The organism is Bacillus sp. EKM202B (genome assembly GCF_011066025.1).
GTDB lineage: Bacteria > Bacillota > Bacilli > Bacillales > Bacillaceae_G > Bacillus_A > Bacillus_A toyonensis.
The window spans coordinates 176406-192675 of record NZ_JAAMNK010000004.1; the positions used below are offsets into that span (position 1 = coordinate 176406).

Sequence of the window (16270 nt, forward strand, 5' to 3'; positions counted from 1 at the left end):
TTTCCCCTTTCAATTACTTTAATCTAAATTTCTCACTTCAAATGGTAAAAGTGTTTGTTCAATCTGTTTTCTATTTGGTTCATATCGCTCCGGTAACTTTAATTCCTCACCCATCGTCTCTAACGATTCGTCATGAGCAAAACCAGGAGGATCTGTTGCAATTTCAAATAAAATTTCACCGTGTTCTCTAAAATAAATTGCATTAAAATAATTTCGATCTTGTACAGGAGTTACACCGTACCCAAAGCGAGATACATGTTCTCTCCAATCTAGTTGATCAGCATCGTCGCTCGCTCTCCAAGCAATATGATGAACTGTACCAACGCCCATCTGACCGCGTCCAATTGTTGATAATTTTAAATCAATAATATTTCCAATATCAGCAGAAGAACGGAATCGGACAAATTCACCCTCTTCTCCAATTTTCTCAAGACCCATAACGTGTTCTAACAATTCAGCTGTTTTTTGAGGTTGTGCAGATAAAAGAACAGCACCGCCAAATCCTTTAATTGCTACTTCTGGCGTAACTTCTCCAAAAGTCCAATTATTTAATTCGCCTTCTTCTCTTTCAACTAATTCTATATGCAAACCATGTGGATCATCAAATTCTAAATATTGCTCCCCAAATCGAGTCATCTTTGTATATGAAACATCAAACTTTTCTAGTCTACTTTCCCAAAACTCCATTGCACCTTTTGGTACGACATATGAAGTAATGCCTACTTGACCGTCTCCAATAATTCCTTGGCGAGCACCTGCCCATGGGAAAAACGTAATAATTGTTCCAGGTTTTCCTCCTTCATTACCAAAATAAAGATGGTACGTACCTGGATCATCAAAATTCACTGTTTGTTTCACTAAACGTAATCCTAATACACCAGCATAAAAGTCTACATTTTCTTGTGGATGCCCTACAATTGCTGTAATATGATGAATCCCCATTGTTTTCTTTTCCATTTCTGCCACTCCTTTTTTATTTCATTATAAAAATTTGTTTTACATTCAAATTCATTATTCATTTTGTCCATACTGCAAAGTAAAATCCGCTATTATAATTTCATCTCGAATCCGAGATAAACACTTTAAAATTACACATTAACATTCGATCCACTGGAATTATCTCGAATTCGAGATAATTCACAAAAATATATTTGTTCGATTTATAATCATAATAAGTCTTTATTTAGAATACGATTTATCTCGAACTCAAGATTTATTATAAGTTACTTATTTTTCATTGTCAATCAGTTCCTTATTTAAATTATTGTTCTCTTGATTAACTTTATTATCGAATAAAAAAGTCATACAAATTGAACTGAACCCAAAAAGTTAGACTGAAAAATTAAGCAGCTGTTTGAATATGAGTCCGGTATTGTACCGGGCTCATTCCTTTTAACTTGGCTTTAATTCTTTTGTGATTATAATAATGAATATAATTATCTAATTCTATCTTAAAATGTTCCACACTCTCGAATTCTTCAAGATACAATAATTCAGACTTTAATAAGCCAAAGAAGTTTTCTATGACTGCGTTATCTAAACAATTCCCCTTACGGGACATACTTTGAACAACCCCATGCTCTTTTAGTGATTGTTGGTATCGCTTCATTTGATAGTGCCACCCTTGGTCTGAATGAAGGATAGGGGTTTCACCAGCGCTTAAACATTTAAAGGCCTTATCTATCATTCTAGAAACGAGAGAATATGTAGGCTTATCTTCTATATTGTATAGCTATAATTTCTCCGTTATATAAGTCTAAAACAGGCGATAAATACAACCTTTTACCATGCAAATGAAATTCAGTCACATCTGTTACCCATTTTTCATTAGGTTTTTCTGCGTGAAATTGACGTTTTAAAATATTAGGAGCGAATTTCCCTACATTTCCCCGGTACGAACGGTATTTCTTCATCCGTACAAGACATTTCAATCCAATTGAATTCATTAAACGACGGACTGTTTTATGATTTAGTAAATATCCTCTATTTTGTAATTCTAACGTAATACGACGATAGCCATATCTACCGTGATGTTCATCAAAGATCTCTTTTATCAGTTCTTTAATTTTCTCGTATTTGTCTGGACGATTCATTTGTTTGATCCAATAATAGTATGTACTCCGAGCGATACCAGCGATTTTCACAAGATCGATGATCTTGTATTTGTGCCTTAATTCATAAATTACTTTCGCTTTGTCTTGTTCTGTAATTTCGTCTTTTTCTGAATTAAGGCATTTAACTTTTTTAAATAATCATTTTCCAGACGTAACCGTTCATTTTCTTCTTGTAATGCCTCTATAGAACCTTCGACGACCTTATGATTTAATTTTGGTCCTATATTTTTGATAGCCATAGCTGGACGTCCCCTTTTCTTTGTAAGCAGGGAATCCACGCCATTTAAATCATATGCTTCTTTCCACCTACGAACTGTTTCATAAGATGGAATATTAAAAATAGCCGCTGTTTCTCTAATAGATGTCCCTTGTTTATCCATATAATTAAGTACATCCAGTTTATACTGAAGGGAATAGCTTGTATAGCGTTTTTCAAAAGCTTTTTCACCCACTGCTTTATATCGCTTAACCCACTGTTGGATTACACTTGGATGAACTTTTATAGATCTCGCAAGTCTTTTCACTCCATCACTGCCATCTAAATACTTTCTTACCACATTTACTTTTTCTTCCGGTGAAAATTTAACCATAAAAAAGCACACCTCCAATTGTCTTTTGTGTCTAACAATTGGGGTGCACATCAAATGTATGACTTTTAACACATATATTTTATCTCCTATTTACTATAGGGAACAATTCTGACAGCGGTACAATTCCTCCTCTTTCATCCTTAAATATAATATGCTCCCTCGTTAAATGGCGCGGGCTTTTCACCCCCGCTGCTGCCGCTAATGAAAACAGACTATATCTCATACTAATAATGTAATTCATCACTCGCCATTTCTTCTCATACGGATCTAACGCTTTTTGGTAGTGCGGATTCGTCGTTGCAACCCCAGATGGACACTGTCCGGAATTACATTGAAGCGCCATAATACAGCCGCTCGCCATCATAAATCCGCGGGCTGAATTTACAGCATCCGCTCCAATTGCTAAAGCAATTGCCACCTTATCCGGTGTTATTAACTTCCCAGAAGCAAACACTTTGAATTTATCACGGACACTATAATGATTCGCTGTATCAATAAATGTAAGTAATGCTGGAATAAGCGGCAGTCCCATACTATCTGCCATCGATTTATACGTTGCCCCTGATCCGCCTTCTGAACCGTCTATTGTAATAAAATCTGGATAAATGTTTAATTCTTTCATTGTTTTTATTAAATCTTCCAAAGGCTCCTGCTGACCAATTACAATTTTCATCCCGACTGGTTTACCACCACTTTCTTGCAACTGCTGAATAAAAGAAAGTGTATCCACTGCATTATTTAAAAATGAAAATCGATTCGGCGAATTAATTGTCTCTCCTTCTCGTACATTCCTAACAGAGGCAATTTTCTCATTTACTTTTTGTCCCTCTAGATGACCACCACGTATTTTCGCACCTTGCCCAAATTTTAATTCGAATGCCTTGATATTATTTTCTTTCGCTTTCTCCATAAATTTCTCCATTGAAAAATTGCCATTCTCATCACGGTATCCAAATAATCCAGGGCCAATTTGTGCAACGATATTCGCACCTGTATGTAAATGTTCTGGAATTACGCCACCTTCTCCAGTATTAATCCACGATCCGCCTGCCATTTTCGCACCAAAACCACTCGCTAAAATATAATTCTCTCCAATCGCACCGTAAGATGTCGCTGATGCTCCAAACATTCCATGTAATTCCCATTGGTATTTGCGATTTTCACCGACTATAATTGCATCGTCATCTTCATATAACCAAAGATTTGTTGTATCCGCTGTCAATTTCTCTCTTCTTGAAAATAACCCTTCTTTATGAATCACATATTTTTTCCCCTCACGTTCTTGCCTAAGATTCACACTTAATTCATCTGTTAAAATTGGAAACAATGTATTCGCAATATAATAGCCCGATGCACCAAAATCTCGTTTCGATCCAAAACCAAGTATTTCAGAACGATATTTCGCTAAAAACATAACACTTTGAAAATCGTAACGTGAAAAAGGTTTTCCATCCGTATCATGATCAAACCAATATTGCCGAAATTCCGGCCCTATTTTTTCAAGTAAATAGCGCATTCTCCCTAAGTATGGATGAAGTTTTAATATAGAGTGATGCGTTCTTTTTTTTATAAAAAATGTAATAATAAAAAATACGATTAAAAGCAACATCAAAAAAAGCAATATACTAATAATAACGAGTAGCGTTTCACTCATCCCGCTTCCCCCTATGAAATTCCATAATAAAAGGAGAACACTTTATATGTTCTCCTTTTATCTTTATTCACACTAATGTAGCAAGATGCTCTTTCGCGTCATATTCAACTAAACTTTCAGCATGTTTAATTCGATGAACAAAATCTGGATTAGCGATCAATGGTCTTCCGAATGCCGCTACATCAATCGTTCCTTCTTGCAACGCTTCTTCAGCCTCTTTCGGATTTAAATTACCAACCCCAACAATCGTGCCATCCCAATATTTTCTTACTAATTGATGAAAATTTTTGCCATCAGCAATCACTTGCGTATAATTCATCGTTGAAGGGTGAATCATCGTTAATCCAACTTCTTTGAACATATTTACAAACGTTTCAATTGCAAGTTCTGGATTTTCCCACATATAAGTAGGATTATCACCTTTGAAAGCAGAGAAGCGCAGAAGTGTTTTATCAGCTCCAACTGCTTCTATTACAGCCTCAGTTACTTCTTTCATAAATGTTAACCTTTTCTTTAAATCGCCGCCATATTTATCTGTTCGCTTATTCGCAAATTCATAAGTAAATTGATCTATTAAATATCCGTGCGCACCGTGAATCTCTACACCATCGAATCCTGCTTCAATCGCATTTTTCGCTGCTTGTGCGTATTGACCAATAACCTCTTTTATTTCTTCTATTGTCATTGCTTCTGGTGTATCAAACGGTTTACGGAAACGCGGAACATTTCCCTCTGCAGCGATTGCTGACGGTGCTTGTGGTAATTGACCGCCAATTATTTCGTGATGGCTCATACGTCCAACATGCCATATTTGAGCAATAATAGTCCCGCCTTCTTTATGTACTGCTTCCGTAACAGGTTTCCAAGAATCTATTTGTGCTTGTGTATACATACCTGGTACCCCTGGGTTCCCTTTTGCTCTTGGGCTAATGACAATTCCTTCTGTAATAATTAACCCAATGCTATCAGCAGCACGCTTGCGATAATACTCAACTACGTCAGCACCAACTACACCCGTTTCACTGTCTGCAAAGCATCTCGTCATCGGTGCCATCGCTATGCGATTACGAAGAGACCAAGACCCAATTTGTATCGGATTAAATAACTTCGTTTCTTCAACGTTTTCAAAAGTTCCACCAGCGTTTATATTCGTTCCTTCATAAATACTTGCCGTTTTATTATTTGAACTTGTCATTTTTCTTCCCCCTAAAAAATTCTTACTATAATTGCATCATACTTACTTTTAAATAGTAGCGTCAATTTATACGACTTTGCCACAAAACATTCGAATATCAAAAAAATAGAATGCTCTAAATAAAATTAAAAAGGTTTCCTTAGTAGGAAACCTTTTTAGTTGACCATATATGGCTGTCAATTCGTCTATCTCTTTAACATAAAGAATCCCTTATCAATAGAAGTGAAAATGGTTCCGTATTCTTCTAAAAATAATAACTTATATACCTAAAACAATGAAAGCCCTACCTCTCTTTCATCCTTACGGCTCCTCGTCCGTGCCAGTGTGAATCAGGATTGCAAAAATCAAGTAACTATTTTATCGAAGTATTGAATTAAACTTCGAACATTCGTAAAAGAAATTTAAAATAAAAATGGATTTGATTGTAGTAATAACAAAAGAGGTTAATGCTTTAAAAGTGGTTTGAAAGAGTTGAATGTCTTTGAAATGATTAATTGCCTATAATTATGTTCCCAAAAAATTCAAGACCTTTTTTGGGATGCAATACATTATTTGTAATGAACCTTAACAAAAGCTTTTTATTTGATTTTCTGTGATACCTTCAATTAATCCAAGTTCACTAATCAAAAATTCATGTGCGTTATCTAACATTTTCTTTTCGCTTGCATTAAGTGCTTTTTCTTTTTGTATACGCATTAAATCACGCACAACTTCAGCACCTTCTTGCATTTTACCCGTTTTTATTTTATCAGTGTTCACTTTATACCTTTGTTTCCACGTAAGTAATCTATCTGATTCCCCATGCTGAAAAATATCTATTATGTGTATTAATGCCGTGATATCCGTAACTGGTCGTATATTTGAATTCAATATTTTCCCTTCAGGAATCATTATTTCCATATTATTAGCCGACATTTTTATAACATAATATTGTTGTTTTTTTCCTGCGATTTCTTTCTCTTCTATGGCTTTAATTATACCTGCTCCCTGCATTGGATACACAATGTTATCGCCAATTTGAAACAAATAATCCACCTCCATATATGGTAACCTTCTCAAGCTTAACATATATTCATTTTTTTAGCAAAATTTTTATTTTATCATAAAATTATTTCCCGTGTCAATTCATTCAAAACAATTTAATTAATCCACAAAATAACACTACAAAACCGCAATTCCTCCAACTTTTTCATAAGCACCCATTTTAATTTTACAAACCTCTTACAATACAAAAACACATTACTACAATATAAGTAGTAATGTGTTTTTATAAGACATAGCTAAAGATTCACTTTTAATTTCCAACCTATATACTAACTTGCTTACGAATCGTTTCTCGCGCTAAAAGAAAACTCATAATTACTTGCGCAGCTACTCTGCTCGTCATATCCCTGAAATCAAGAGTTGGATCAATTTCTACTATATCCATCCCTTGCACGAGGGGTTCTTTGCCAATAAATTCAATCGCATCAAGTAAAGTTGAGCTATCCATTCCTCCAGGGCCAATTGCTGGACAACCTGGCGCGAATGCTTGATCTAGTACATCCATATCAAGAGAAATGTAAATAGAAGTCACACCTTGTTTTCTTAATACTTCAATGCTTTCTGTCATAATATCTTTTATTTCTCGCTCTCGTACATCTTTCATTGTATACACTGTCACACCGTGCTCTTTTGCATATTCATGGTACGCACGTGCATTAGAAAAATTACGAATTCCAATTTGAACGAGTTGTTTTCCTGTAATGACACCATTTTCTAGTAAACTACGGAACGGTGTACCATTTGATGGACCACCATCATCTAAATTACGCAAATCATGATGAGCATCAAATTGAATAATACCGATCTTTCCTTTACTATTTGCAAATCCTGTTATACTCGGAAAACTAATCGAATGGTCCCCACCAAGAACGATTGGTATCATGTTTGGATTTACTTTCGTTAGATGCCCAACCGTTTTCGCAATTCGGTCATGACTTTCTTTTATATTTGTCACATGCATCGTAATATCACCGCAATCATATAAAACACTTTCTTTCATATCGTGTTCTTCTGTAATTGCATACGTGCTATATGCATCTAACATCGCACGAATTGTTTTTGGAGCAAAACTTGCTCCTGAATGACTAATAGATGGTTTAGAAAGGGGTGCTCCAATTAAGGCAGCACCGAATATTTCCACGCCTTCCTCCCAATCTTTAATCATCTCACTCCATTTCGTCACTTCACGATCAATAAACTTTGCATTTTTCTTTAAATAGTGGCCGTGCTCCACGATTGTTCACCTCTTGTATATGCGATATTACCATTCTTCCATACTGTATTCACATGACTTACGCCGTAATGATACGGTACGTAAGCAAAATTGTAAGCATCCCATAAAACTAAATCTGCCTTGCGACCAACTCTAATTTTCCCAGCTACATCACCTCGATTAATAGCATACGAAGAGTTAACTGTTACCGCGTTCCAAACTTCTTCTGGTGTCATTTTCAGTTTGAGCATTGCGATGCTCATAATAAGCTGAATGTTTTCAGTTGGACAGCTGCCTGGATTAAAGTCTGTAGCTAACGCAACTGCAACACCTTCATCAATCATTTTACGACCGCGAGCAAAGCTTTCTTTATTTAAATAGAAAGTTGTTCCCGGTAATAGCGTTGCTACTGTATTAGAGTTTGCAAGCATTTCAATTCCTTTATCAGAAGCGCCAACTAAATGGTCCGCTGATGCTGCACCAATTTCAGCTGATGCTTCCGCACCACCAAGAGGGTCGATTTCATCTGCATGAATTTTCACGTCAAAGCCAAGTTCTTTCGCTTTTAATAAAAACTCTTTTGATTCTTCTACAGAGAACACACCTGTTTCGCAGAAAATATCAACGAATTCCGCTAATTGCTTCTCTTTCATTTCTGGCAGTAGGTCTAGCATCCATTGTAAAAATTCTTTTGATCTTCCTTTATACTCTTTCGGAACTGCATGGGCACCTAAAAATGTTGAAACTAAATCGATTGGATGCTCTTTTTGTAATTGTGCAGTTGCCTCTAATTGTTTCCATTCCGTCTCATCATCTAATCCGTAACCACTCTTCGCTTCTACAGTTGTCACACCGAAAGATAGCATACGGTCTAAATGGAATTTCGCTTTTTGAACAAGTTCTTCTTTCGATGCTTGTTTCGTTGCATTTACAGTCGAAAGAATGCCTCCACCTTGTTCTAAAATTTCTAAGTACGGAACTCCTTGTAATTTTAGCGCGATTTCATTTTCACGAGATCCACCAAATACAAGATGAGTATGCGGGTCAACAAGACCAGGAGAAACCATTTTACCGCCGCAATCAATAACTTCTTTCGCTTGTATTCCTTTTGCTTCTTCCGCTGTTCCAACGAAAGTGATTACGCCATTTTCAATTCCAACCACACCGTTTTCAATAACAGGAAGCGTGTTCATCGCTTCCCGTCTTAACAAGCCATCTTCTTGATCCATTGTTAGTAATTGACCGATATTTATTAGTAAAGTGTCCAGCATGTTTTCTCCTCCTTATTTCATCATTGGAATGTTAACGCCTTTTTCTTTCGCTGTTTCAACAGCTAAGTCATATCCAGCATCTACGTGACGAACAACACCCATTCCAGGGTCAGAAGTTAATACGCGCTCAATACGTTTTGCTGCCGCCTCTGTTCCATCTGCAACGATAACCATTCCAGCGTGAAGTGAATACCCCATGCCAACGCCACCACCGTGGTGAACAGATACCCAGCTTGCACCGTTTACACTGTTAATTAATGCATTTAAAATTGGCCAATCTGCTACTGCATCACTACCGTCTTTCATCGATTCCGTTTCACGGTTTGGAGATGCTACTGATCCGCAATCTAAATGGTCACGGCCGATAACGATCGGTGCTGATAATTCACCATTCGCCACCATTTCATTAATAATGCGGCCAAACTTCGCACGCTCACCGTAACCTAACCAACAAATACGTGATGGAAGACCTTGGAACTCAACTTGCTGACGAGCCATACGAATCCAGTTACATAAATGTTCATTATCAGCGAACTCACGTAAAATTACTTCGTCTGTTTTATAAATATCTTCTGGATCACCAGAAAGTGCTACCCAGCGGAATGGTCCTTTTCCTTCACAGAATAATGGACGAATAAATGCTGGAACGAATCCCGGGAAATCAAAAGCATTTTTCAAACCTTCATCGAAAGCAACTTGGCGAATGTTATTTCCATAATCAAATGTAATTGCGCCTTTTTCTTGCATCGCAAGCATTGCTTCCACATGTTTTGTCATGCTTTCTTTTGATAATTGTACGTAACGTTCTGGATCTTCTTCACGAAGTTTCGCTGCTTCTTCTAATGTGTAACCTACTGGAATATAACCGTTTAATGGATCATGAGCAGATGTTTGATCCGTAACTAAATCTGGCGTAATATTACGCTTCACTAGTTCTGGTAAAATTTCTGCCGCATTTCCTAATAAACCAATAGAAATCGGTTCTTTCTTCTCTTTATACTCGTTCGCAACAGTTAACGCTTCTTCTAATGATTCTGTATACATATCACAGTATCTCTTTTCAATACGACGATCAATGCTGCGCTTATCAACATCAATAGCAATGACAACACCGCCGTTCATCGTTACAGCAAGAGGCTGTGCACCACCCATCCCACCTAAACCAGCAGTAAGTGTTAATGTACCTTTTAATGAACCACCGAAATGTTGACGAGCCGCTTCACCAAACGTTTCATATGTTCCTTGTAAAATCCCTTGAGTTCCAATGTAAATCCAACTACCCGCTGTCATTTGTCCGTACATCATAAGACCTTTTTTCTCTAATTCACGGAAGTGATCCCAGTTCGCCCATTTTGGTACTAAGTTTGAGTTCGCTAACAGAACGCGAGGTGCATCTTCATGTGATTTGAAGATTGCTACTGGTTTCCCTGATTGAACAAGTAACGTTTCATCGCTTTCTAACGTTTTTAATGAATCTACAATTGCCTGATAGCTTTCCCAGTTACGAGCTGCACGGCCAATTCCGCCATATACAACTAATTCTTCTGGTTTTTCAGCAACTTCAGGATCTAAATTGTTCATTAACATACGAAGTGCAGCTTCTTGAACCCACCCTTTCGTTTGTAACTCCGTACCTCTTGGCGCGCGAATTGTTTGTTTTACTTTTTCCATTTCAATCTCTCCCTTTTCTCATTTTATAGTGCTGCGTTTACATCTAATCTTTCTTTTATCAAATCATTCGTTTTTAACCAATGCGTAATATTTTCAATATCTGTTGAGAATATACGGTCATTTGTAATAGAAGGTACTTGCTGACGGCCTTGATGGTAGAAGCTCTTCGTCACTGTACTCATGTTTTCAATTCCGCGATATTCCGCTGCTTGCATCGCACAAATCATCTCAATTGAAAGAACACGTCTTACATTTTGAATAATTTGATGTGCATGGCGTGAAGCGATTGTTCCCATACTTACGTGATCTTCTTGGTTAGCTGATGACGGGATTGAATCAACACTCGCCGGATGTGCTAACGTTTTATTTTCAGAAACAAGTGACGCAGCTGCGTATTGCATAATCATTGCACCAGACTGCAGTCCTGGTTCTGGACTTAAAAATGGAGGTAAATCATTTAATTGCGGATTTACTAAACGCTCAATACGACGTTCTGAAATATTTGCAAGTTCCGCCATTCCTACTTTTAAGAAGTCCATCGCAAACGCAATCGGTTGACCATGGAAATTACCACCCGAAATTACTTTTTCTCCGCCATCAAAGATAAGCGGATTATCTGTTGCTGCATTCATTTCAATTTCTAATTTTTCTTTCACATAATTTAAAACTTGCCAAGAAGCACCGTGTACTTGCGGGATACAGCGAAGTGAATATGCATCCTGTACACGTAGTTCTCCTTGTTTTGTTGTTAACTTACTATCTTGAAGGATGTCACGAATTCTGCTCGCGACTTCCACTTGCTCTTTATAACCACGTGCTTTATGAACATTTTCATCAAATGCATCAATAATGCCTTGTAATCCTTCAATTGTCATCGAAGCAATTAATTCCGCTTGATATGCAGTTGCTTCTGCTTCTATATAAGAAAGAACTCCTTGCGCTGTCATCGCCTGTGTACCATTGATTAATGCAAGCCCTTCTTTCGCTTCAAGTTCAATCGGTTCAAGACCTTCTTCTGTAAGAGCAACCATTGCATGGACTCTTTTCCCTTTATAGAACACTTCACCTTCGCCTAATAATACGAGCGCAAGATGAGATAAAGGTGCTAAGTCTCCACTCGCACCAAGTGAACCTTGTTGCGGAACGACTGGGTGAATTTTGCGATTTACAAACTCAAGAAGCATATTTACAACAAGCGGTCTAACGCCAGATACTCCTTTAAGCATCGTGTTCGCTCGTAAAATTAACATACCGCGTGATACTTCTTCAGGGAATGGATCGCCTATCCCGCATGCATGTGACTGAATTAAATTATGTTGAAGTGCCTTTACATCCTCCTTTTGAATAAGCACATCACTAAACTTTCCAAATCCAGTTGTAATACCGTAAACAACTTTCCCGTCTTCTACGATTTTCTCAACTACTTCGCGGCACTCCGCCACCTTTTGCATACTAGTTGGGCAAGCTGTTACACCTTCCCCTTCAAGTAATAACTTCTTCATTTCTTCAACTGTCAATGTATGTCCTGTTAACGTAATCATTCTTTTTTCCTCCTTAAAAAGGCAAAAGGGGACCTTATCTTTTTAAGACAGACTTCTGTCCTAAAAAGTAAGGCCCCCTTCTAACTAATAGACTATGGGCAAATCATATGTGATTAATTCCTAAACCAATCGCCTCATGCTCAGATCCTTTTACAGGTGCACCAATCGTTCCATAAAGTGCAACAGCAACCCATTCGCCTTCTTTTTTTCCGTCGTATGGTGTACCGCGCACAATTGCAAAACGAAGTCCTACTGTACGAAGAACGTCTGCTAACTGAATTTGACCTCTCGTCACTCCGTACAAAGCTTCCATTATTGCATGATAAAGTGCATGTGTTTCTCTGTAAACATCCGTTTCAATAACTCGGTTGCTTTTAGCCGCTGTTTCCATTGCCGCTACGACCTTTTGCGAATTCATAGAACCCACTTTCCCTGTACAATATTTCCAACCTTTTGGAATAGATAATACAGGGCTTTCATTCTCATCCGCAAGTGCCAACAGCATGGCCATACGACCAATTCGATGTGTTCCTTGAAGAAGCATGTGACTCTCTCATTTCTTTTAATTATTTGAATATTTCTTAATTTAAGAATAAATGAAAACGGTTAAATCGTCAATAGTTTAAACTCATATTCAAACATTTTTTCACCTCCCCTAATTTTGTGTACACAAATTATTTACACAAAATTTCCAGGCATGCTATATTTTCACTAACAGATGAAAAGAGGCGAGTTTTCAGTGGCGAAACGAAAAGATATTCATTTTCGAATTGAAGAAAATTTACTTGAAAGGTTTGAAGCAGCACTCCATTACGAAGGCTTAAAGAAGACAGATGTATTAACACATGCGATTCAGCAATTTTGCACGAAGGTGGAATCCGAAAAAATGAATGATGTAAAACGCCAATACAGCGTCAGCAACCATTTACAAACACGTATCCATACGCATAAACGTTTCGAAGAGAAACAAGTGAATTTAGATGAAGTCGTCCTTGAACATTTACAACTTCAAGGAAAAGAAAACATATTAGAAGTTGGGTGCGCGAGTGGAAAATTCCTTTCCCTTTTACAAACTAACGGTCATAAAGGCCAATTAACCGGATTTGATCAATCGAAAGCCATGCTTTCTGAAGCCGCTAAAAAAAGTAATAGAATTGAATGGAAACAGGGTGATGCTAGTAAACTTCCATTCGAAGATAATTGTTATGACTGGATAATCGCAAGACATATGTTATACCACGTGAAAGATGTAAAAAGAACCATTCAAGACTTTTATAAAGTCATTCGTCCTGGCGGTACACTTTTAGCTACAACAAATTCTAACGTTTCATTACCTCGTATAGTTGAAATGTGTAACAAGATGTTAGCCGCATTTGATTTACCGCAAACATCAGCAGCGGTTGCTCCATTTTGTTTAGAAAATGGTAAGGAGATATTACAATCTGTTTTTCCAACTGTTGCAGAAACAGTTATTCATAATGCACTCGTTTTTCATCACGCTACTCCGATCGTAAACTATATTTCTAGCATGTTCCCATCACTGAATATACCAGACAATATGTATCTTCACGCCGAAATGAAGGAATGGCTACAAAAAGAAATAGAAAATGAATTATCACTTCATAACGGTATATGGCATGATCCGAAAACGGTAGCGATTTATCGATGTAAAAAAGAAAAAAGCTAGCAAATGCTAGCTTTTACACGTTTTCTCATAAAAGTTTCTCCATCACTACATTGCCTTTACCACAATAAAAATTTGTATTATGTTCGTCTGCTACTCCAAAATAAGAAGCAATCGCTATTCCGAATGGTACAAATGCATGCCCTTGTGCTGTAATTATATTTGAGTGCTGCACAACTTCTTTATACACGAAATTTTCTACTGGAAAACAATCGAATCTTTTATAATCTATGGTCGCTGTATAAGATCCCCCTTTCAATAAGCCTGCCTTTGCCAACGCATACGGTCCAGCACAAATTGCTGCCACTAATTTTTCTTGTTCATAAAATTGATGAATGATTGAAAAAAGAGGTTTTGCATCTTTCAACTGTACTTCTTCTCCACCTGGAATAAGTATCCCTTCATACTCATCTACACGCACTTCACTTAATTCTATATGCGGCTGCACTTGCAACCCCGTTTCACTTATAACCAATTCCTTAGTTAAACCTGCTGTAATGATTTCATATTTATTTCTCAGCAATGCCGTTGCTACCGTTATTTCAAACTCCGCAAATGTTGGGTATACGAATAATAATATTTTCTTCATAGCCCTCTCTCCTTTAGCCATCGTATAAAATATGCTTCTAATTCGTCCACTGATAATGCATTCGTGTCCACATAAGTTACAGGAAATTGTTTATACCATTCTTTTTCAGTTTCTACTAATTTAAGTTGTTCTTCAAATGTACTTCGGTTTCTTACCCAATCATTATTTTTTCTATCATATACATTCTCTTTCGAAACGTCTAAATAAAAAATTGCATCCGAACGGCATTTTCTTAGTTCACATAAATCATCTTGCAATTCTGTTTCTATATCCCACTCTTTTCCTATTAATTTCGGATAAAAAAGTGTATAGAACTCAATATCTTCTGGCCCACGATCAAAAATCACCGTTGATTCCTGGATATTTTGAAACTCTTTTATTTTTGCTCCAATGAACATTTTTTGATTTGTTATAAAACCATCTTTTGAATTCATATCTAAATTTAATTCTTTTCGCTTTTCTACAATTCGATATGGATTTTCATATATAACCGATAACCCATGTTGCTCTAGCCTTTTAGCTACTGTTGTTTTCCCACTTGTCATCGGTCCTTGTAGTGAAATTACATATGCCATCCCACTCATTCCCTTTCCATATAATATATTGATAATATACATAATTTTGAAAACTATCAACAAAATATATATCATCTTGTTTCTTATTCTTATGTAACTTATAATAAAAGATAGAGATTATGACGAACGCAAAAATAATGTAAGCTTGGAAAACCAAGCTTACATTATTTTTTGCTTTCCCTTTTCTAATAAAAAGAGTATACTAGATTAGAACGTATGTTCTTAACGATTACATACAGTAAGGAGATAGAACAATGGTATACGACACAAAAGCAATTTCTTGGAATGAATCTTTAAAACAACTTCAACGCCGCTATACAAACAAACAAGTTGACCGAAAAGAATTTGAAGATATTGAACTAATGGAATTCTTCCGCGATAACGACTACATTTCTTTACCTACACATATAAGCGGCCTATCAACAGCACGTTTTACTTCTTACTCTATTTTCACAACTGAAGATAAAGATCGTAAAGTTGGCACACTTATTATTGAGTATGTTGAAGACGATAATAATAATTTATGTGTTGAACAACTATACTTTGTTTAAATGATTACGCTTGGTCAAAATGACCAAGCGTTCTTGCTTTCTATGAATCTCAATGTTTATAATATGAATAAAAGAAAATCGAAATCATTTAAGGGGGGATATACTTGCTCGAAGGATGGTTCAGTTGGTTCATTGTATTATGGACTGTCATTTTATTAGGACTTATGTCTATCGGTGGATACTTTATGTTCAGAAAATTTTTAAAACGATTACCAAAAGAAGATGGTATGTCCATTTTAGATTGGGAAGAACACTACATAAATAAAACGAGACATTTATGGGCTGACGAACAAAAACAATTGCTAGAAGAGCTTGTAAGTCCTGTTCCAGAACTATTTCGCGACGTTGCCAAATCCAAAATCGCTAGTAAAATTGGAGAACTTGCATTACAAGAAAATGCCTCTCAAATTACACAAGACTTAATTATTAAAGGATATATTATTGCCACACCAAAGCGTGATCATAAATTTTTAGTAAAAAAACTACAAGAAAAAGAGATTGATTATTCAAACTACAAGTCTTTACTCGCAAAATAACTTCACATTATTTTCGATAAAAAAGACAGCGCCTTTGACGCT

14 protein-coding genes and 1 pseudogene are annotated in these 16270 nt (G+C 36.6%); 3 read left to right on the top strand and 12 right to left on the bottom strand.

All coding sequences use genetic code 11. From position 1 onward, the window contains the following. Positions 1-18: 18 nt before the first annotated feature. The 10 genes and pseudogenes from G9F74_RS07750 to hutP all read right to left on the bottom strand — a co-directional run bounded on the left by G9F74_RS07750 (position 19) and on the right by hutP (position 12837). Positions 19-957 (bottom strand): ring-cleaving dioxygenase, encoded by a 939-nt coding sequence (locus G9F74_RS07750; protein ID WP_000412734.1) that lies wholly within the window; start codon positions 955-957, stop codon positions 19-21. Positions 958-1342: 385 nt separating this feature from the next. After that, positions 1343-2704: pseudogene (locus tag G9F74_RS07755) on the bottom strand (IS3 family transposase). 79 nt (positions 2705-2783) lie between these two features. Next, a complete protein-coding gene (locus G9F74_RS07760; RefSeq protein WP_000005175.1) occupies positions 2784-4358 on the bottom strand; it encodes an FMN-binding glutamate synthase family protein in 1575 nt (524 codons plus the stop codon). A gap of 67 nt (positions 4359-4425) precedes the next feature. Then, positions 4426-5553 carry an alkene reductase gene (locus G9F74_RS07765; RefSeq protein WP_000204424.1) on the bottom strand — a complete coding sequence of 376 codons (1128 nt, stop codon included), beginning with the start codon at positions 5551-5553 and terminating at the stop codon, positions 4426-4428. 564 nt (positions 5554-6117) lie between these two features. Next, positions 6118-6579: a CarD family transcriptional regulator gene (locus G9F74_RS07770; protein ID WP_000486323.1), complete on the bottom strand. Its 462-nt coding sequence runs from the start codon at positions 6577-6579 to the stop codon at positions 6118-6120. A gap of 280 nt (positions 6580-6859) precedes the next feature. Next, the gene (gene hutG / locus G9F74_RS07775; RefSeq protein ID WP_000399847.1) at positions 6860-7831 is read right to left on the bottom strand and encodes a formimidoylglutamase; all 972 of its coding nucleotides are present in this window, start codon (positions 7829-7831) and stop codon (positions 6860-6862) included. After that, entirely contained in the window at positions 7810-9081 is a 1272-nt protein-coding gene (hutI, locus tag G9F74_RS07780; protein WP_000887554.1) for an imidazolonepropionase, read from the bottom strand. Before hutI ends, hutG begins: the two co-directional genes overlap by 22 nt. 12 nt (positions 9082-9093) lie before the next feature. Then, positions 9094-10752 (bottom strand): urocanate hydratase, encoded by a 1659-nt coding sequence (hutU, locus tag G9F74_RS07785; protein ID WP_000416716.1) that lies wholly within the window; start codon positions 10750-10752, stop codon positions 9094-9096. A 23-nt stretch (positions 10753-10775) separates the two neighbouring features. Continuing rightward, complete coding sequence (gene hutH / locus G9F74_RS07790) at positions 10776-12293, bottom strand: histidine ammonia-lyase (RefSeq protein WP_016108912.1); 1518 nt, start codon at positions 12291-12293, stop codon at positions 10776-10778. A gap of 103 nt (positions 12294-12396) precedes the next feature. Continuing rightward, positions 12397-12837, bottom strand: coding sequence for a histidine utilization transcription antiterminator HutP (hutP, locus tag G9F74_RS07795; RefSeq protein ID WP_000926519.1), 441 nt, complete (start codon positions 12835-12837; stop codon positions 12397-12399). Positions 12838-13032: 195 nt separating this feature from the next. On the opposite strand from hutP, the gene G9F74_RS07800 reads away from it, so the two are divergent. Next, complete coding sequence (locus tag G9F74_RS07800; protein WP_001129129.1) at positions 13033-13980, top strand: class I SAM-dependent methyltransferase; 948 nt, start codon at positions 13033-13035, stop codon at positions 13978-13980. A gap of 25 nt (positions 13981-14005) precedes the next feature. Here the strand turns inward: G9F74_RS07800 and G9F74_RS07805 are convergent, their stop codons facing one another. Together G9F74_RS07805 and G9F74_RS07810 are read right to left on the bottom strand one after the other, a co-directional pair. Continuing rightward, the gene (locus G9F74_RS07805; protein WP_000722219.1) at positions 14006-14566 is read right to left on the bottom strand and encodes a DJ-1/PfpI family protein; all 561 of its coding nucleotides are present in this window, start codon (positions 14564-14566) and stop codon (positions 14006-14008) included. Next, the gene (locus G9F74_RS07810) at positions 14563-15150 is read right to left on the bottom strand and encodes an AAA family ATPase (RefSeq protein ID WP_016108913.1); all 588 of its coding nucleotides are present in this window, start codon (positions 15148-15150) and stop codon (positions 14563-14565) included. Before G9F74_RS07810 ends, G9F74_RS07805 begins: the two co-directional genes overlap by 4 nt. Positions 15151-15395: 245 nt before the next feature. Between G9F74_RS07810 and G9F74_RS07815 the strand changes: the two genes are divergently transcribed. Together G9F74_RS07815 and G9F74_RS07820 are read left to right on the top strand one after the other, a co-directional pair. Continuing rightward, positions 15396-15692, top strand: coding sequence for a hypothetical protein (locus G9F74_RS07815; protein ID WP_000262403.1), 297 nt, complete (start codon positions 15396-15398; stop codon positions 15690-15692). Between the two features lie 104 nt (positions 15693-15796). Continuing rightward, complete coding sequence (locus G9F74_RS07820) at positions 15797-16228, top strand: DUF2621 domain-containing protein (RefSeq protein ID WP_016108914.1); 432 nt, start codon at positions 15797-15799, stop codon at positions 16226-16228. The last annotated feature ends 42 nt before the right edge of the window (positions 16229-16270 follow it).